Annotated in this window: 14 protein-coding genes; 12 read left to right on the forward strand and 2 right to left on the reverse strand. The window is 43.4% G+C overall.

Going from position 1 to position 18,125, the window contains the following annotated elements; translation table 11 throughout:
- Positions 1–20: 20 nt before the first annotated feature.
- Positions 21–4,625, forward strand: a complete 4,605-nt coding sequence (gltB, locus tag AC0YN3_RS08670) for a glutamate synthase large subunit (protein ID WP_475774702.1) — start codon at positions 21–23, stop codon at positions 4,623–4,625.
- Positions 4,626–4,839: 214 nt separating this feature from the next.
- Positions 4,840–5,007, forward strand: a complete 168-nt coding sequence (locus AC0YN3_RS08675; protein WP_475774703.1) for a hypothetical protein — start codon at positions 4,840–4,842, stop codon at positions 5,005–5,007.
- On the opposite strand, the gene AC0YN3_RS08680 is transcribed toward AC0YN3_RS08675, so the two are convergent.
- Positions 4,973–5,341: a helix-turn-helix domain-containing protein gene (locus tag AC0YN3_RS08680; protein WP_475774704.1), complete on the reverse strand. Its 369-nt coding sequence runs from the start codon at positions 5,339–5,341 to the stop codon at positions 4,973–4,975. The two genes, AC0YN3_RS08675 and AC0YN3_RS08680, sit on opposite strands and share 35 nt — an antisense overlap.
- A 132-nt stretch (positions 5,342–5,473) precedes the next feature.
- Between AC0YN3_RS08680 and AC0YN3_RS08685 the strand changes: the two genes are divergently transcribed.
- The 6 genes from AC0YN3_RS08685 (at position 5,474) to AC0YN3_RS08710 (ending at position 9,979) form a co-directional block, all read left to right on the forward strand.
- Positions 5,474–5,914: a PilZ domain-containing protein gene (locus tag AC0YN3_RS08685; protein WP_475774705.1), complete on the forward strand. Its 441-nt coding sequence runs from the start codon at positions 5,474–5,476 to the stop codon at positions 5,912–5,914.
- Between the two features lie 48 nt (positions 5,915–5,962).
- Positions 5,963–7,345: a sugar phosphate nucleotidyltransferase gene (locus tag AC0YN3_RS08690; RefSeq protein WP_475774706.1), complete on the forward strand. Its 1,383-nt coding sequence runs from the start codon at positions 5,963–5,965 to the stop codon at positions 7,343–7,345.
- 11 nt (positions 7,346–7,356) lie between these two features.
- Positions 7,357–7,830 carry a S24/S26 family peptidase gene (locus AC0YN3_RS08695; protein ID WP_475774707.1) on the forward strand — a complete coding sequence of 158 codons (474 nt, stop codon included), beginning with the start codon at positions 7,357–7,359 and terminating at the stop codon, positions 7,828–7,830.
- A 162-nt stretch (positions 7,831–7,992) separates the two neighbouring features.
- Complete coding sequence (locus AC0YN3_RS08700) at positions 7,993–8,178, forward strand: hypothetical protein (RefSeq protein ID WP_183559280.1); 186 nt, start codon at positions 7,993–7,995, stop codon at positions 8,176–8,178.
- 90 nt (positions 8,179–8,268) lie between these two features.
- Entirely contained in the window at positions 8,269–9,189 is a 921-nt protein-coding gene (locus tag AC0YN3_RS08705; protein WP_475774708.1) for an ABC transporter ATP-binding protein, read from the forward strand.
- On the forward strand, positions 9,182–9,979 hold the full coding sequence (locus AC0YN3_RS08710; RefSeq protein ID WP_475774709.1) for an ABC transporter permease: 798 nt from the start codon (positions 9,182–9,184) through the stop codon (positions 9,977–9,979). The genes AC0YN3_RS08705 and AC0YN3_RS08710 overlap by 8 nt, the downstream gene beginning before the upstream one ends.
- A gap of 240 nt (positions 9,980–10,219) precedes the next feature.
- Here the strand turns inward: AC0YN3_RS08710 and AC0YN3_RS08715 are convergent, their stop codons facing one another.
- Positions 10,220–12,487, reverse strand: a complete 2,268-nt coding sequence (locus AC0YN3_RS08715) for an O-antigen ligase family protein (protein ID WP_475774710.1) — start codon at positions 12,485–12,487, stop codon at positions 10,220–10,222.
- A gap of 341 nt (positions 12,488–12,828) precedes the next feature.
- On the opposite strand from AC0YN3_RS08715, the gene AC0YN3_RS08720 reads away from it, so the two are divergent.
- Genes AC0YN3_RS08720 through AC0YN3_RS08735 form a run of 4 tightly spaced genes read left to right on the forward strand, consistent with a single transcriptional unit; the run spans position 12,829 to position 18,116 of the window.
- The gene (locus AC0YN3_RS08720; RefSeq protein WP_183559272.1) at positions 12,829–13,641 is read left to right on the forward strand and encodes an ABC transporter permease; all 813 of its coding nucleotides are present in this window, start codon (positions 12,829–12,831) and stop codon (positions 13,639–13,641) included.
- Positions 13,631–14,836, forward strand: a complete 1,206-nt coding sequence (locus AC0YN3_RS08725; RefSeq protein WP_183559270.1) for an ABC transporter ATP-binding protein — start codon at positions 13,631–13,633, stop codon at positions 14,834–14,836. Before AC0YN3_RS08720 ends, AC0YN3_RS08725 begins: the two co-directional genes overlap by 11 nt.
- 8 nt (positions 14,837–14,844) lie before the next feature.
- Positions 14,845–16,305: a class I SAM-dependent methyltransferase gene (locus tag AC0YN3_RS08730; protein ID WP_475774711.1), complete on the forward strand. Its 1,461-nt coding sequence runs from the start codon at positions 14,845–14,847 to the stop codon at positions 16,303–16,305.
- On the forward strand, positions 16,302–18,116 hold the full coding sequence (locus AC0YN3_RS08735) for a glycosyltransferase family 2 protein (RefSeq protein WP_475774712.1): 1,815 nt from the start codon (positions 16,302–16,304) through the stop codon (positions 18,114–18,116). Before AC0YN3_RS08730 ends, AC0YN3_RS08735 begins: the two co-directional genes overlap by 4 nt.
- Positions 18,117–18,125: the final 9 nt, after the last annotated feature.

The following is an 18,125-nucleotide window of genomic DNA, read 5'->3' on the forward strand; positions in this document are numbered from 1 at the left end:
TCATAGAAAGGTTGCACACAATGAAAGAACATATTTTGGGATTGCCGCCTAAGCAGGGGCTCTATGATCCGCAGTTTGAGAAAGATGCATGCGGCATGGGCTTTGTGGCCAACATCAAGGGAATCAAATCACACAAGGTCATCCGCCAAGCGCTGATGCTGCTCGAGAACATGGAGCATCGCGGCGGTCAAGGCAGCGAACCGAATACAGGAGATGGAGCGGGTATATTGCTTCAAATTCCGCATGCCTTTTTTGCGGCTGAATTAAAGAAGCAAGAAATCGTGCTGCCTGCCGAAGGGCATTACGCAGTAGGCATGATTTTCATGCCCCAAGATGAAGCTGCTCGCAGCGCAATTGAGCGTGAAGTGGAATCGATTGTTCTGGAAGAGAACCAATCGGTAATCGGATGGCGTACGGTTCCAACGGATGATAAGAAGCTAGGTGAATCGGCATTGGCTGTTAAGCCATATGTCCGTCAGCTATTTATTGGCATGAACGATAGTTTGAAGGACAACATGGCGTTCGAACGCAAGCTATATGTGATTCGTAAGCGTTCGGAGCTTGCGATTCGTTATGCCGGCAAAGAAGGCGGCAATATGTTTTATTTCTCGAGCTTGTCCTCGAGAAAGATCGTTTATAAAGGGATGCTTACAACGGAGCAGGTTCGCTCGTTCTACACCGAGCTGAACGATGAGTCGGTCGTATCGGCAATGGCACTCGTGCACTCCCGTTTCAGCACAAACACGTTCCCGAGCTGGGAACGCGCGCATCCTTTCCATTATATGATTCACAATGGCGAGATCAATACGCTTCGCGGTAACGTGAACTGGATGCATGCCCGTCAAACGTTGTTTGCAACGGAGCTGTTCGGTGACGATATCGAGAAAATCAAGCCGGTCATTAACCCTGACGGCTCTGATACGGCCATGTTCGATAATACGCTTGAATTCCTGTTCTTGTCGGGCCGTTCGATGGCGCATGCCGCGATGATGATGGTTCCGGAACCATGGTCCAACCATGAGAACATGAGCGACGAGCGCAAAGCGTTCTATGAATACCACAGCACGTTGATGGAACCGTGGGACGGACCGGCAGCGCTTGGTTTTACGGACGGCGTGAAAATCGGTGCGGTGCTCGACCGTAATGGTTTGCGTCCAGCGCGTTATTACGTAACGAAAGACGATCATATCATTCTCGGTTCCGAAGCAGGAACCGTCGAGATTCCGCCAGAGGATATTTTGTACAAAGACCGCTTGCGTCCAGGCCGCATGCTTTTGGTTGATACAGAGAAAGGCCGCATCATTTCCGATGAGGAAGTGAAAGCGGAGATCGAGACAGAGCATCCTTACCGCGAATGGTTGAATGAGCATCTCGTCGATCTTGAGGATCTGCCGGAAGCGCCTGAGCTTCCCGAGCCGAATCACGCTACTGTCCAAATGAGACAGCAGGCTTTCGGCTATACGTTTGAGGACGTGCGGAAAGTGCTTGAGCCGATGGCTGGCAGCGGCGCAGAGCCGATTGCTTCGATGGGCTACGATGCACCTCTTGCCGTATTGTCAGAGCGCCCGCAGCGCCTGTACAACTACTTCAAGCAATTGTTCGCGCAAGTGACGAACCCGCCGATCGATGCGATCCGCGAGGAAATCATTACGGCGACGGGTACGACAATCGGACCTGAACGCAACTTGCTTAACCCTGAGCCGGAGAGCTGCCGCCATATCAAGCTGGATACGCCGATTTTGTCCAATGAGCAGTTCGCTAAGCTTCGCCATGTGCGTCGCCCAGGCTTCCGTTCCATCACGCTCCCTATCTTCTTCCCTGCAAGCGAAGGGGAGACGGGCTTGCGCGCCGCGCTTACGCAAATGTGCGAAGCTGCCGACCGCGTAATCGCTAAGGGACATAACCTGTTGATTCTTTCCGATCGCGGTGTGGACAAAGACAATGCTGCAATCCCAGCTTTGCTTGCGGTATCCGCTTTGCATCACCATTTGATCCGTCAAGGTACGCGTACGAAGGTAGCCATTCTGCTTGAGTCTGGCGAGCCGCGCGAAGTACATCACTTTGCATTGCTGCTTGGTTACGGCGTAAGCGCAGTTAACCCGTACCTTGCTTTCGAAACGCTGGACGATATGATTCGCCAAGGCATGCTTCGTGGCGTATCGCATGAGAAAGCAGTGAAAAACTTCATCAAAGCCGCCACTAAAGGCGTTATTAAAATATTGTCCAAAATGGGTATCTCAACGATTCAATCCTACCGCGGCGCTCAAATTTTTGAAGCACTCGGCTTGATAGAGGATGTAATCAACGAGTACTTCACATGGACGCCTTCCCGTATCGGCGGTATCGGTCTTGATGTGATTGCTGAAGAGACGTTGAAGCATCACAACCGTGCATTCTCGGAGCAAGAGGGAAGCGAGAAGGAGCTTGATTCGGGCGGCGATTACCAATGGCGTAAAGACGGCGAGGACCACTTGTTCACGCCGCAGACGATCCATACGCTTCAGATGGCTTCGCGCGCGAATGATTACAAGCTGTACAAGAAATTCTCGACGCTCGTTCAGGGCGAGGACAAGAAGCATTTGACGCTGCGCTCCCTGCTTCAATTCAAGGATGGACGACAAGCGATTCCGTTAGACGAGGTTGAATCGATCGAATCGATCGTGAAACGCTTCAAAACCGGCGCAATGTCGTTTGGTTCCATTAGTAAAGAAGCGCATGAAAGCCTCGCTATCGCGATGAACCGTCTTGGCGGCAAATCGAATACGGGCGAAGGCGGGGAAGATCCGGCGCGCTTTATCCCTGACGCAAATGGAGATTCCAGACGCAGTGCAATTAAGCAAGTAGCTTCGGGACGTTTCGGCGTAACGAGCAACTACTTGGTAAATGCCGATGAGATTCAAATCAAAATGGCCCAAGGCGCGAAGCCTGGCGAAGGCGGACAGCTGCCTGGCCTTAAAGTATATCCTTGGGTAGCTGAGGTTCGCGGCTCGACCCCAGGCGTAGGACTCATTTCACCGCCGCCGCATCATGATATTTATTCCATTGAGGATTTGGCGGAGCTCGTTCATGATTTGAAAAATGCCAACCCGCGCGCGCGGATTAACGTTAAGCTCGTTTCCGGCGTTGGCGTAGGCACGATCGCGACTGGTGTCGCGAAAGGCCGCGCGGATGTTATCATGGTCAGCGGCTATGATGGAGGTACAGGCGCATCTCCAATGGGTTCTATCCGCCATGCGGGTCTGCCATGGGAGCTTGGTCTAGCTGAAACGCATCAAACGCTCATGCTTAACAAACTGCGTGACCGTGTCGTGCTTGAGACGGATGGCAAAATGATGAATGGCCGAGATGTTGCCATTGCAGTATTGCTTGGCGCGGAAGAGTACGGCTTCTCTACGGCACCACTCATCGTGCTTGGCTGCATTATGATGCGTGTGTGCCAGCTGGATACTTGCCCGGTAGGCGTAGCTACGCAGAACCCTGAGCTTCGCAAGAAATTCATGGGTGACCCAAGCCATGTCGTTAACTACCTGCGCTTCATTGCTGAAGAGCTGCGTGAGATTATGGCTGAGCTTGGCTTCCGTACCATTCAAGAGATGGTCGGACGCGTTGATATTCTTGAAACGAAGCAGCTTCGCGAGCATTACAAAGCGAAGGGCATCGATCTTTCGGGCTTGCTGTACGAAGCGGATCTTCCGCAGGATGCTGTTCGCTACAACATCCAAGAGCAGAATCATGGCCTTGAGCTATCGCTTGATATGCAGCAGCTGGTTCCTCTTGCGCAAGCAGCGCTCGAGAACGGCGAACGCGTACGCGGTACCTTCCCGATCTTGAATACGAACCGTGTTGTCGGTACGATTCTTGGCAGTGAAGTTACTCGCCGCTACGGTGCAGCTGGGCTACCTGAAGATACGATTTCTTATCATTTTGTTGGAACGGCTGGACAGAGCTTTGGCGCATTCGTGCCGAAAGGCATCACGCTATCGATCGAAGGCGATTCGAATGACTACGTCGGTAAAGGCCTCTCTGGCGGTAAAATCATCGTTGCACCATCTCCGAAGGCAACTTTCGTGGCTGAAGAGAATGTCATTATCGGCAATACTGCGCTATATGGCGCAACTAGCGGCCAAGCGTATATCCGCGGTGCGGCAGGCGAACGGTTCGCTGTACGTAACAGCGGAGCGAATGTCGTTGTCGAGGGTGTAGGCGATCATGGCTGCGAATATATGACAGGTGGACGTGTCGTTATCCTTGGCAACACAGGCCGTAACTTTGCGGCTGGTATGTCTGGCGGCGTTGCATACATCTACGACGAGAAAGGCGATTTCTACAATCATTGCAATCTTGAGATGGTATTGCTGGAGCGTCTTGAAGAGTCGGTCGATGTAGCAGAGCTGCGGGGCTTGGTTGAAGCACATGTGCAATATACGGAAAGTGCGATTGGATCACGTTTGCTGAATGATTGGGATGCGTCTTTGTCGAAATTCGTCAAAGTTATTCCGAAGGATTACAAACGCATGCTCGAGCAAATCCGTAAGGTTGAGGATACCGGTTTAGTAGGAGAAGCAGCATTGCTTGCTGCCTTCGAAGCGAATAAACGAGAGCTTGCGCGCGCAGGCGGGAAATAATATATTCAAGCGTCGTAACTGAATGATTGAAATAAGGGACTGTCCCTGAAGTAGCATAAACTACTTCAGGCGACAGTCCCTTTTGTTTTTCGACAAAATGCCACCAAATTAGAAAAAAGATGCGCCCATTAACTGACAAATTCCATCCGGCGAGTCGGGTATAATGATGTTAATATTTCTATCATTATCACTTTCTTATTAGGAGTTTATTCATATGAGTAGAGTCGAAGTCAAGAGGACAACAGAAGTAGCAGTCATGCCGTCACCTGTCATTGTTCTTGAAATAGATGACATATTCGATCAGATCGGGATATGCAGCGCTAAATGGCCGGCAGTGGTTGAAGGGATTAGTTCTCCAACCGTTCTGCTCGCACAAAGTTAATAAACCATTTTGTTTCCTCCGCGGTAAGAACTCGCCCATCAATAGTCAGTTGATATTTATTCAGCAGTTCATCATCCGCAAGCTCGAGTTGATCGACAAAACTCCGCACGCCATCGCTTAATTGCTGGCCCCGGATAGATGTCCGGCCAATCAAATAGTCGACCGTAACATGAAATAAATTTGCGAACTTCAATAACGTCTCAGAGTCGGGCTCTCTTCGGTTTTTCTCATAATGCGATAATGCAGCGCGTGAGATGCCTAGCGCGGCAGAGGTATGCAATTGCGTCCATTTCCGCTCAGCTCTGAGTGCCGCTAGTCGATTGCCGATATTCATTCAATGCCTCCTGTAATGAAAAGACTTCTGTCTATCTATTCTAATACGGATGTGAGAATTATGCATACATTTGCGAAAATTCATGAGGAAAAAGAATCAAATTATGTACTAGGTACGATGGAGGAGTGGCAAATGGCGACAAATGCAAACGATACCTCGCGCGCCCACATCAGGCTTCGCTTCACGGAAGGCGTAAAAGCAGAGTTAAGATTGGTAAGCAAGGACGGTCAGCAGTTGACTCCCTCGACGACTACCGTTCTACTGCTTAATTTAAGTCAAAACGGCTTGTGCTTTCTGTCTGGCCTGCACTTGCCCGTTCAGCATAATTATTTTGTTGAATTTAGAATGACGATCTCAAACGTTCAGATTATCGTTAGGGGAAAAATCGTCTGGAATGCCAAACAGGATAACCAATATGCACATGGCGTATTGTTCGAATGCTCGAATACGCTGCGTTCTTTGATCATAGGCGTAATGAATCAGGAAATTTTGGAGAGGCAGCCACAGCAGCAAAAAATCCATTATTTATATAGTCGGCTATTGAATACGAAAAGGCTGCATTACAGCGGATAGGCCGTTACTAGTTATTAGGCGAGGGACTGCAAGAAGGGGGATTATGCTTTGAAAATTATTTTGTTATCCGGCGGGTCTGGCAAAAGGTTATGGCCGCTGTCAAACAGCAGCCGTGCCAAACAATATTTGTCGGTGCTAGAAGGCCCGGATGGGACGATGGAGTCCATGCTGCAGCGACTATGGCGACAGCTGGATGAGGCGGATTTGCAGGAGCATACGCGGATATCGACCTGTCGCGAGCAGCTCGAGCTGCTGCAGAGGCAGCTTGGCTCGGAAGCGCCGGTCATTCTTGAGTCCGAGCAACGGGACACATATCCAGCCGTAGCATTAGCTTCAGCCTATTTGTATTCGATCGCAGGCGTATCATTAAGCGAAACGGTTATCGTAATGCCGGTTGACGCATTTGTGGAAAGTGATTTCTTTTCATGTATCAGAGGACTTCCGAAGCTGGAGAGAGAGAGCCGCTCAGAGCTGCTTATGGTCGGGACTAGGCCGTGCTGCCCTTCTGAGCAATATGGATATATCATTCCGGAATCGAGCCGGCTGAGCGAGGAAGAAGGCTCGTATGAGCAGGCAGTAAAGCTTTTCAAGGAAAAGCCATATGAGGCAGAAGCATCAGCATTGATTAAAGCAGGTGCGCTGTGGAATACCGGCATTTATGCGTTCAAGCTTGATTTTATGATCACGTTGCTCATGAACCGCGGTCTGCCAATCCATTACGATGAGTTATACAAGCAATATTATAAGCTGCCCAAAGCGAGCTTTGAGGCTGAGGTTACGCAAAAGACGGCATTGCGCTCTGTTATTCGTTATGATGGGCAGTGGAAAGATCTTGGAACATGGAAAACCTTATCCCAGGAAATAGCCTTTGAAAGGCTGGGGGCTGGGGACATTTCATATGATAGCGACAAGTCGCAGCTATTTAATGAATTAGACATACCGATCTCAATTGTGGGTTTGAACAATATCATAGTGGCTGCAAGCCCTGATGGGATCCTCGTTGCTAATAAAGACGCCGATTCGATGCTGAATGCAAAGCTTCAGTCCATGAACGAGAAGCCTAAATACGAGGAGCGGCGCTGGGGACATTCCAAGGTAGTAGATTCAGTGATCCTCGCTTCGGGATTACATAGCATGACCAAAAGGCTATTTATAGCAGCTGGCAATAATATGAGCTATCAAATGCATTTCAAACGCAGGGAAGCATGGACGGTTTTATCAGGGGAAGGGATTCTAATTCTTGATGAGATGTACAGGCATATTGGACCTGGGGATACGATAACGATACCGGAACGAGCCCGCCATAGCGTACGTGCCATCGTAAATATGGAGATGATTGAAGTTCAAACGGGCGAGCAGATTACGGATGACGATATCATTAGGCTTGGTGTCACTTGGGATGAAATTACTAGTCAAATTAATATAGTATAGGAGACTAGAGGATGATGGTTCGGAATGAGCTGGCTGTCATTATTGCGAAGGTCATTGCTAGCAGAGGTTTTATCGATATTACGTGCTACGGAGATGCGATGTATCCGTTCGTACAGGATGGAAACGTATCCACATTCGTGAAAGTACGCGAGAAGGATCTGCATATTGGCGATGTGTGCTTGTTTGTAAACAAAGAAGGACAGCTTTTGCTATATCGCATCATTGATTTAGATGATGAACAGCACCCAGCTATTTATACATTCCGAGCGGATACCTATGATGTGCCTGAGCTGCCCGTGCCCTACCCACAAATCATTGGAAAGCTAAGAGCCGTTCATAGGAAAGGCAGAGCGATATACGTTCATCATTGGCGCTCACGGTTGCTTGAAGCTGCAGTACTGCAAGTCCCTTATTGGACAAAAATATCAAGGTGGGCTGCCCATAGACGTTATGATCGAGCGTCTGCAATTGGAAACGAACGATAATCTAATAAAAAGTTGATACAATCATTACGAAAGAGAGAGGGAGCGATCTATCGGATGATATGTTCAAAGGACCGTTTTTATTGTGTTAGTTGCAGGGAGATGCTTACAAATCCTGAAGCGGACATTTTGTTCCGAACGGGTTTTTTCCGAGTGGTACATCCAATGGGTTATTGCTTAGCATGCAGCGTGGAGCAGGATAAGCTGGATGCTATAGTAGGAACGGCGGGTAAGACCAGTAACTATGACTATAAAATGTTCCTTCGCGCAGATGCGAAAGTTGCCGAACATGTTATACAGCCCTATCGAACGAATGATAATTCAAGCCTCCATTCCGCAGCTCAGCTGTAGGGTGGAGGTGTATTTTTTTGTAAACTTCCAATTGTTTCCTTAATCGTTTATAATGAATAAGATTTGGATTTTTGAAGGAGGAGCACAGATATGGAGCAGCCTATTGTTAAATTGCATAACGTAACTAAAAAAATTGGCAAAAGAACGATCATTGATCGATTGACGCTAGATTTGCCGCTTGGGGAAGTATTTGGTTTTCTTGGACCCAACGGTTCTGGTAAAACGACAACGATCCGCATGATGGTGGGTTTGATGTCGCTCACTGACGGGGAAATTACGATTGGCGGGCACAGCATAACCAACGAATACGAGAAAGCGATTCGTCATGTTGGGGCAATCGTGGAAAATCCTGAAATGTACAAATATCTAAGCGGATATGATAATTTGATTCATTACGCACGCATGATACCAGGCATTACCGAGCATCGTGTTCACGAGGTCGTTAAGCTGGTTGGACTAGAAGGCCGAATTCGCGATAAGGTCAAAACATACTCACTCGGCATGCGTCAACGCTTAGGCGTCGCCCAAGCCATCTTACATAAACCGCAGCTTCTCATCTTGGATGAGCCGACGAATGGCCTCGATCCTGCGGGTATTCGCGAGCTTCGTGATTATTTGCGCTTGTTGTCCAAGGAAGAAGGCATCGCTGTATTCGTATCCAGCCATTTGCTCTCCGAGATGGAGCTAATGTGCGATCGTGTTGCCATTATTCAGAACGGGAAGCTGATTGATGTAAGGACGATTAAGGGCGAGCACACGTCTAAGGCAAGCAATCGGGTCGTCATTGAGATTGATCAAGTTCAAGCAGCAATTAACGTATTGCAAGCTGCGGGTCTAGCAGGTGAGCTTGAGGGAGCCAATGCGATTGCGGTAGAAGCAGACCGGGAGAGCACGGCTGCAATCAATGCATCGCTCGTCGCCGCTGGCATTAAAGTGTACGGTATCCGTGCACAAGTCAAAACGCTAGAGGATCAATTCCTCGAAGTGACTGGAGGGGAACGAATTGGGTAATTTTTTGCCGCTGATTCAGAATGAGAATATGAAAATTTACCGTCGTCCTCGCACGTGGGTAATGGCAGGGATTTTGGTTCTGCTAGTATTAACGATTTCGATTTTATGGCTTATATTCGGTGAAAGAAGCAGCACCTCGATGTGGGATGTAGCCTTTATGGAATCATCCATTTTGTTCTTGCTCGTAACCATATTTACAGTTGTTATCGCAGCTGGGGGAGTTGCAGAGGAATTTACGAGCGGGACGATAAAATTGCTGCTGATCCGCCCTTGGTCGCGCTCCAAAATACTATTGTCTAAATATATATCGATTATGATATTCGCGCTTTTGCTTGCTATCATCTTGTTTGGCAGCACGCTGCTCGTGAACTGGATTTGCTTTGGAATAAATGCAGGTCCAGATGCCGAAACAACATTTATAGGGATGGAAGGCGGCAATCCGTTTTCCTATATGCTGAAATACTACGGTTTAACGCTGATTTCACTGGTTGTGACAGTAACATTGGCTTTCATGCTGTCCACCATATTCCGCAGCAGCGGGCTTGCTATCGGATTTGCGCTTTTCCTGCTGCTTGGTGTGAATAGCTTTGTTGGACTCATTGCAATGCTGGATTATACGTGGATCGATTATTTGTTGTTTATCCACTTGAATCTAACGCAGTATTTAGACGGTAACCCGATGAGGGAAGGCATGACTTTAGGGAATTCCCTAGCCGTGCTTGGCGTTTATTATGTCGTATTCATCGCGTTAACCTGGTATATCTTTAAAAAGCGGGATGTTGCTTCATAGGAATGGATGTATCGCTGCATTGATGGACGATCTCGAAATGTTTTTTTGAGACTCAGTTTCTGCTTTGTAAGCAAGATTGAATGAACAAGAACCTTCAGCTCCACTTTCTAGTGGCGTTGAAGGTTTTTTTGTGCATGCTGTAGGTCTGTTCGCTGGTACTACCTATTATCTTTAATACATATGGAAAAACGGCTTGCTGCACTAAGCATGCAGGCGAGCCGTTTTTCTCGGAATAAAGCATTATTTTGCAGAGGCTAACTCCAGCTGTGAAAGAGCTTGTTCGATTGCCGGCGTGAACGCAAAGGAGCGTCCCTGCTGCTGTTCGGGCGGCAATTCAGCCAACTGATCAATTCTTCTTTGTATTTCAAGGGATAGATCGTTTACGCGCTGCGAATATTTTCCGGCGTCCAGCTCATTTTTTTCGGCTAGTGCCGATTCGTAAGCTTTGACGTAGGACGTAATGGCAGCTTCATACAAGTTGATGTCCCAAGGGAATTTTTTAAGACCTTCGTCAATGACATCCAAGGATTCGTCGAATGAGCCTTTCGTTTGGAACAAACGATACTGAGACATAAGCAGCACACGGTTATAGGGATCAGCCTCTCTTCCGAGATACACGGTTTGTATAGCATCCTCCAACAAGGCAGCATCGCTCGTCTGTGCGTAGGCTTGCTCTAGCCAATTTACTTTCGTCAGTGCAAACGCCGAATGCGATGGCGATGCATGAATGGCCTCTTCTAACATGGGAAGCAGCTTATCCAGCGAGGTCTGCTGCTGAACGGCAAGCGTATATGTCTTGTCGTATTTATTAACCGCACTGGTTTCACGAGCGGCGATAATGATCGCAAAAAGGGATAGTACCGCTAACAGAGATGGGATTGCAAGCTTGAACCAGCCTTTGTCTGTTAATGATTTTAAGCTTATTCGCTCAAACGTAAGCTTGCTTCCGTAAGGTGCAAGCATGGAGCCCAAGCAGATAAAGACAACGGCACTGATATAGACATAGCTCATATCAAAATCAATCGCACTATGCATAAGCAGGCCTAATGAAAAGATGAAAAAGATAAAATGACTGCCGCGAAGCTCAGGATGGCGGATGAATTTTCTAATGTATAAGCCGTATACAAATACGAGAAAAGCAATGAGTGCTAGTAGTCCTAACCAGCCGCTTTCTACTAGTACTTGAACGAAAAAGCTGTGGGCTTGCCGGCTCCAATATGGATTGTTCTGATATTGCTCGTACATCGCTTGCCAAGCGCCGCCGCCGCCGCCGAGCAGTGGGTAGTCTTCGGCTACATGAAGCCCGTCTTTGTAGAACGTAAGCCGTTCAAGAACACTATGCTGCTGCAGATTAATATTCTCAAAACGGGTAGCAATTTTGTCAGGAAGCAATCCGCGAATGGCACTGCTGCCAAGCAAACTTCCGGCAACGATAGCTGCCAGTATAATCGCGATAACAGGTACGGCTAAGAAGGACCATTTGCGCGTGGCCAGCTTCGCCAGCTTTGTCTCCATCCAATCGCTCACTTTGGCATGATAAAGCATAACTAGAGCGGTTGTCACAATCATTCCGAGCAGAAGAAGTCCCCAGTTCTGCAACGGCAAGGAGCTAAATAAGGAAATAGGGCTTTCTGCTTTCGTTTCTGTAGGCTGCACAAGCTTAGCGATCGCATCCGCATTCGTAGTGAGCTTGCCTAATATGGACATAGAGACAATTACGGATAGTACCATGAAAATAAGATACGCAATTTGTTTTGTGAAACGAAGAAACGGAAGCAAAACCAGTATCATGACCGGAATGACAACAATTGCCCCGCGTGAATAGGTAAACATGAAGGAGATCCAAATTGGAACAAGCATAGCTGCATGAATGATTCGTGCAGAAGGACGAATACAGTGTACGGCATAATAAAGGCTAACTAGAAATAAAGCGACGAGGAAGCCCGCATACGTATTTGAATATTGAAAGACCGAGGATAGGCGATAGCCGTCGTGGGCTAGCCAAAGCGCGTCCCTGTTGTACATTTGACCAAATAAGTTGAAAATACCGAGCAAGACAATTAAGTAGGAAGAAAGCATGAGCGCGTATTCAATCGTTTTGCGGGATTGCTTAGACTCCGCCAGATAAAGGCTAGCAATGAATAAAGCTGCGAGTAAGAAAAAGACAAGCGTCATGAACTTTGCATAATAGCTGGAAACGGCTTGAATGGAAGACAGCCAATAAATGAGCGGCAAAATCATGACGCCAATCGACAAAAAGCCCCTGTAGCTGTGATGCTGGGCTTTGCGGTAAACGTAGGCGGCTGCGGCAATCAGCAGCACATATCCAAAAATAGCAGCAGCATAAATGGGCTTCTCAAAAGCCAGTTCATAACCATTGAACAAGCCTTTCTCATAAGGGAAAATGATCAAAAATAAGGCGATACCAATCGTTCCAATCCAACGCAACAGCGTAACATCAGCGGCTGCCGCAGGCGTATTGGCTTTTTCATTCGTTCGTGCGCTCATTCTTAAGTACTCCTCATCCTTGTTATATGTATGGAAATATCGATTGCTTCTGTTTGTATTTTAACAAATAGGGGGGGAGATTGCTAGAATAGGTGGGATATAATTTGTATGTTGTTTACAAATTTGTAGGTATTGGGATTTGTCGAATGCGGCGACGTTTCGCAAAAATTCTACAATTTGTTTGGTTTTGGAAGGAGAATGAGGTATGAATATGGGAGGAACTTTGGTAAGATAACGAGGGTGAAGAATCAGGAGAAGTCTCTTTGATTATTGATAAATGAAGTCTAACTTATTAAAAAGTAGTTCAATAAAAATAAAAATAGATAGAATGAGGTAAAGAAATGGTTAATACAAAGAAATTCATGTTACGTCATTTGTGGAATCAAAAAAGTCTAATCAATCAATTCATTAAAAGAGAAGTTATTGGCAGATACAGAGGTTCGTATCTTGGTATTGTATGGTCATTTATTAATCCATTGATGATGCTGCTTATTTATACTTATTTTTTTAGTGTGGTATTCAAAGCTAAGTGGGGCGGCGGAGCAGGCGAGAGCCAGGTTGAGTTTGCTTTGATTTTATTTTGTGGTCTAATTACCTTTAATTTATTTTCAGATGTAATTACTCGTTCTCCAAGCATCGTTATCAATAATCCAAACTACGTAAAAAAGGTCGTATTCCCACTTGAGATATTTCCAATTACTATATTAGGCTCGGCATTAGTCCATTTTTTAATAAGTCTATTTATTCTTACTTCAGGTTTAATACTCTTGATGGGTATTTTTAACTGGACAATCATATTTGTACCGATTGTTTTATTGCCGCTACTATTTATGTCTTTAGGTTTAAGTTGGTTTTTCGCTTCATTAGGCGTTTTTATTCGTGATATAGGCCAATTTTTAGGAATAGCTGTACAAGCGTTAATGTTTCTAAGTCCAATTTTTTATCCAATTTCAATTATTCCTGAAAAGTTTCGTTTTTTCTATTATATAAATCCGATTAGCTACGTTGTAGAGGATATGAGAAAAGTTATTATATTAGGCCAATTGCCTGATTGGTCATGGTTATTTATTGGAACAATAATTGGAGTCCTTTTGTCATGGTTGGGATATGCTTGGTTTCAAAAAACGAAAGGCGGTTTTGCAGATGTCCTTTGATGCACCTATTATCTCATTAAAGCATGTGAGTAAATCGTTTAAAATGTATGAAAAACCTATAGATCGATTGAAACAGTCCATTTTGAGAAAGAAAACATATAAAGAATTTTGGTCTCTAAAGAACATTTCGATGTCTTTGCACAAAGGACAAACCATTGGGATTATTGGGAAAAATGGATCTGGAAAGAGTACATTATTACAAATCATAGCTCAAACGTTACAACCAACTGACGGGGAGGTTGTTATAAATGGTAGAATCGCTGCTTTGCTTGAACTTGGCAGCGGGTTTAACCCGGAATTTACTGGTAGAGAAAATGTTATTATGAACGGAGCTATTAATGGCTTTAGTCCAACCGAAATTAAGAATAGAATGGATTCAATTGAAGAATTTGCTGATATAGGGGAGTTTATTGATCAGCCCGTGAAGACGTACTCATCAGGGATGTTCGTACGACTTGCGTTTTCTTGTGCCATTCATGTTAATCCAGATATTCTGATTGTTGACGAAGCTTTAGCTGTAGGTGATATGCAGTTTCAACTGAAATGTATTGAAAAGATGAAAGCATTTAAGAATGAAGGGAAAACTATTTTATTCGTAAGCCATGATGGCTACTCTATACGTAATTTTTGTGATGAAGCGATTTGGATGATAGATGGTCAAATTCATCAACGCGGGGACGCAAACACAGTAACAAAAAATTACGAGGATTTTATGAAATTTGGTCTTGATACAGAAACAAAGGATGACACTATAGAGCCTGAGAAAAATGCTTCAACCCATGTTATCTCAATAGACAAAGTTGAGTTCAAAAATGAAATTGGAGAAATAAAGAAAGATTTTGAGTTTGATGAGGATGTATATGTTGAAATGTCGTATCGTCAATTTAAGGAGCAAGAGTTCTTAGTAGGTGGCATCGCTTTGTTTGATCGGCAAGGTACTTATATATGTGGCTTAAATACGAAACTCGATGGATATGAATTGCCGAATGTTCCTGGAAAATACAAATTGATATTGAAATATGAAAAGATAAAACTGTTACCTGGGACTTATTCGGTTGATGTTGGCTTTTTTGAAAGCTCAGGTTTAGTAAGATTGGATTATAAGGCACGATATGAGTCTTTCCGGGTTAGCTCTAACAAATATTTTGCTGAAGGAATTACATTCATTGATCATAAATGGGATTTCGAAAGGTAGACGAAGGTATGAAATACGACTTTAATATTGATATGACATCGGATAATTCTTTATCGTTGATTCTCAGGGAAATTAAACCATATACGACCGTATTGGAATTTGGACCTGCTAAGGGTTATATGACTGCTTATCTAAAATATGAGCTTAATTGTAAGGTGATCGGTGTGGAAATAGATGCTGAAGCAGCTAAAATTGCGGAATCATTTGTTGAAAGAATGATTGTATGCGATGCAGAGACCTTAGAATGGAAGAATGAGATTCCTATTGGGGTTGAGTTTGATCATATTATATTTGCTGATGTGTTGGAACATTTGAAATATCCTGAAATTGTATTAAAGGAAGCAAGTGCTTATCTGAAATCAAATGGAACTATCTTAACGTCTATTCCTAATATCGGACATTCAGCAGTCATTATTGAATTATTAAAAGGTAAGTTTGAATACCGTTCTTTAGGGCTCCTTGATAACACACATTTGAGGTTTTTTACAAGGCAGAGTGTCAAGGAACTAATGAATAAAGCAGATTTGAAGCCGCTTAAATGGAAAACCACAAATATGTCGCCTGAACATACTGAGCTAAAACAGGATTATACAAGTATGCCAGTTGAAGTGAGTGATTTTTTGATTGCAAGACAAGATGCGCATGTTTATCAGTTTATTACGGTTTCGGGTAAAATAAGTGAATATGATTCGATCGAAGAGGTAGTTGAAAATACATCATACGTTTTTGCAGAATACGCTCAATTATTCTGGGCAAAAGATAAAAAGTTCAATGAAGACTCTTCATTGAAAGTATCGATAAATCCAATGGATAAGAGTTTGAAATTATATCAGTTTAACGTTAGAGGTGAATTCTTGCATCATCCATTGAGATTTGATCCAACAAATTTCGAAGGATTAATTGAGATTGATCATATCGTTTTATCAGATGAAAATGGGAATATTATTAATAGATGGATCGGACAGAATGTAGCATCAATGGTTACATGCATGCACGGCATAGAATATATCTTAAATGAAGAAAAGTGTGTATTGAGCGCTTATGGGAGCGATCCGCAGTTGCTTCTTCATTTTGATCTAATGCAAACAGAAGAAGAATACCAAGTTAGTATTCAAATGAAGATACAAAGAGATTCGGAAGGGTTTTTATCGCAATATGCCCAGTACATGACTAGTTTTAAAAAAGAAATTTCAAACATACAAAACGAAATTTTAATTACAAAAAACGAAAAAAATGAACTAATCAATTCTTTAGAGGAATTGAAAGTTAATCAAGATGTGTTAATTACCAAGCTAAAACAACTAGAGACCGATTTAGACATTTCTGGGAACGAGATCGGTTTATTGAAAACTCTGTTGAGAACGTTAGATAATGAGAAAAGCATTTTGTTAAATTCTCGATCGTGGAAGCTAACTAAACCTCTACGGTGGTTAACAAATATAATAAGAGGAGTGTCGGAACGGAAATGAATGAAGTTGTATTAACAAAGAATACAATGGAAGCGTTGGATATTATCATCGTAACGTACAATTCAGAAAAATGGATAGATATGTGTCTAGATAGCATTACTAAAACAAACTTCCCGCTTGATAAGATTCATATTACCTTTGTAGATAATAATTCTTCTGATCAAACGAAAAGTTTAATTGAAAAGTATTCTAAGTCTCATTATTTTGGTGGTTTTTATTTTCATTTCTTGAATGATAACCTAGGTTTTGGCGCCGCAAATAATTATGGTGTGAATAAAACAAAACAAAAATTTGTGTTGTTTCTTAATGTAGACACTGAAGTTGAAGAAAACGCAATACATGAACTTATGTTAAATGCATCAAATAGCAGTGAAGATGTTGCTTTATGGGAATGCCGACAATTCCCTTATGAGCATCCTAAAAATTATAATCCTATTTCAATGGAACTGACTTGGGCAAGTGGTGCGGCTTGTATGGTTCTTAGAGAGGTATTTATAAGTATAGGTATGTTTGATGAAAAGATATTTATGTATGCAGAAGATGTAGACTTAAGCTGGAGATTAAGAGCACATGGTTATAAACTTATTTATGTACCTAAAAGTATTATTCATCATTATACTTACGAAAGTGCAGGTCAAGTAAAACCTAACCAGTTTTATAACAGTACTTATAATAATCTAATGTTAAGATATAAATTTGGAACCGTTCGGGATATTGTAAATGGTTATGTACTTTATTATAGTTTGTTTTTTAATAGAGTACCTTTTGCTGGACATAGAAAAACTGTATTAAAAAAATTGGTGAAAAGTTTGGTGGAAGGTCAACGTTATAGATCTTGGAGAAGAACTAATTCGCAGTTAACATTCAAACCTTCTTTTCACTTGTGGGATTATGAGATAATTAGGGATGGTGCTTTCTATGTGAATCAACTTCCTCATAGAAAACCGCTCGTTTCGATACTTATTAGGACATGTGGAAGACCTGCTATGCTTAGAGAAACGTTAGAGAGTGTAAGAAATCAAACGTATTCTAATCTGGAAATTGTAATTGTAGAGGATGGTCCAGACGTTTCTAGACAGCTAATAGAGAAAGAATTTAATGATTTGAATATTATATATCAGGCTACTGGAGAAAAAGTTGGTCGATGTGTGGTTGGAAATATTGCAATGAATAGTGCAAACGGTGAATTTCTAAATTTCTTAGATGACGATGACGTTTTATATGCTGACCATGTTGAAGTATTATGTTATCAGCTTATAAATAATCCAGATAAAAAGGCCGCATATGCCCACGCATTTGAAACACCGATTAAAGTACTGTCAAAAGATCCATACATCTATGAGGAACTATTTCATAATGTTCAACATAGACAGTCATTTAATAGATTAGTGTTATTGCATCACAATTACTTTCCAATTCAATGCGTTCTCTTTTCAAAAGACTTGTATAATGAGCTTGGTGGGATTGACCCCGAATTAGAAGTGCTCGAGGATTGGGATTTATGGCTGAAATATGCATTGAAATATGATTTTATATATTTAGAAAAGGTAACTTCTGTTTATAGAGTTCCTGCTGAAACACAACATCATCATTCAAGACAATTATTGTTTGATAAATATTTAAAGATTGTCCGTGATAAGTATGCGAGCCAACAAACGCAATTGCCAATTGGCAATTGGTTTAATGATGCTGACCATATTTTGAGTAGACCACAAAATATAATCTATAATATTCAATCAATGTCATTAAAGACTCTCGTTTTCAAGGTGAAAAACAAGTCGTTCTCTCTGTTGAAAAGAATTTTGAAATAGTTATTTTTC

Source organism: Paenibacillus sp. J22R232, assembly GCF_056269165.1.

What these genes read in the sequence shown, in the direction of transcription:
- AC0YN3_RS08700 (WP_183559280.1), top strand. Translation starts at nt 7,993, where the DNA reads ATGGGTTATTGCTTAGCATGCAGCGTGGAGCAGGATAAGCTGGATGCT.
- AC0YN3_RS08675 (WP_475774703.1), top strand. Translation starts at nt 4,840, where the DNA reads ATGAGTAGAGTCGAAGTCAAGAGGACAACAGAAGTAGCAGTCATGCCG.
- AC0YN3_RS08735 (WP_475774712.1), top strand. Translation starts at nt 16,302, where the DNA reads ATGAATGAAGTTGTATTAACAAAGAATACAATGGAAGCGTTGGATATT.
- AC0YN3_RS08720 (WP_183559272.1), top strand. Translation starts at nt 12,829, where the DNA reads ATGGTTAATACAAAGAAATTCATGTTACGTCATTTGTGGAATCAAAAA.
- AC0YN3_RS08715 (WP_475774710.1), bottom strand. Translation starts at nt 12,487, where the DNA reads ATGAGCGCACGAACGAATGAAAAAGCCAATACGCCTGCGGCAGCCGCT.
- AC0YN3_RS08725 (WP_183559270.1), top strand. Translation starts at nt 13,631, where the DNA reads ATGTCCTTTGATGCACCTATTATCTCATTAAAGCATGTGAGTAAATCG.
- gltB (WP_475774702.1), top strand. Translation starts at nt 21, where the DNA reads ATGAAAGAACATATTTTGGGATTGCCGCCTAAGCAGGGGCTCTATGAT.
- AC0YN3_RS08685 (WP_475774705.1), top strand. Translation starts at nt 5,474, where the DNA reads ATGGCGACAAATGCAAACGATACCTCGCGCGCCCACATCAGGCTTCGC.
- AC0YN3_RS08695 (WP_475774707.1), top strand. Translation starts at nt 7,357, where the DNA reads ATGATGGTTCGGAATGAGCTGGCTGTCATTATTGCGAAGGTCATTGCT.
- AC0YN3_RS08705 (WP_475774708.1), top strand. Translation starts at nt 8,269, where the DNA reads ATGGAGCAGCCTATTGTTAAATTGCATAACGTAACTAAAAAAATTGGC.
- AC0YN3_RS08680 (WP_475774704.1), bottom strand. Translation starts at nt 5,341, where the DNA reads ATGAATATCGGCAATCGACTAGCGGCACTCAGAGCTGAGCGGAAATGG.
- AC0YN3_RS08730 (WP_475774711.1), top strand. Translation starts at nt 14,845, where the DNA reads ATGAAATACGACTTTAATATTGATATGACATCGGATAATTCTTTATCG.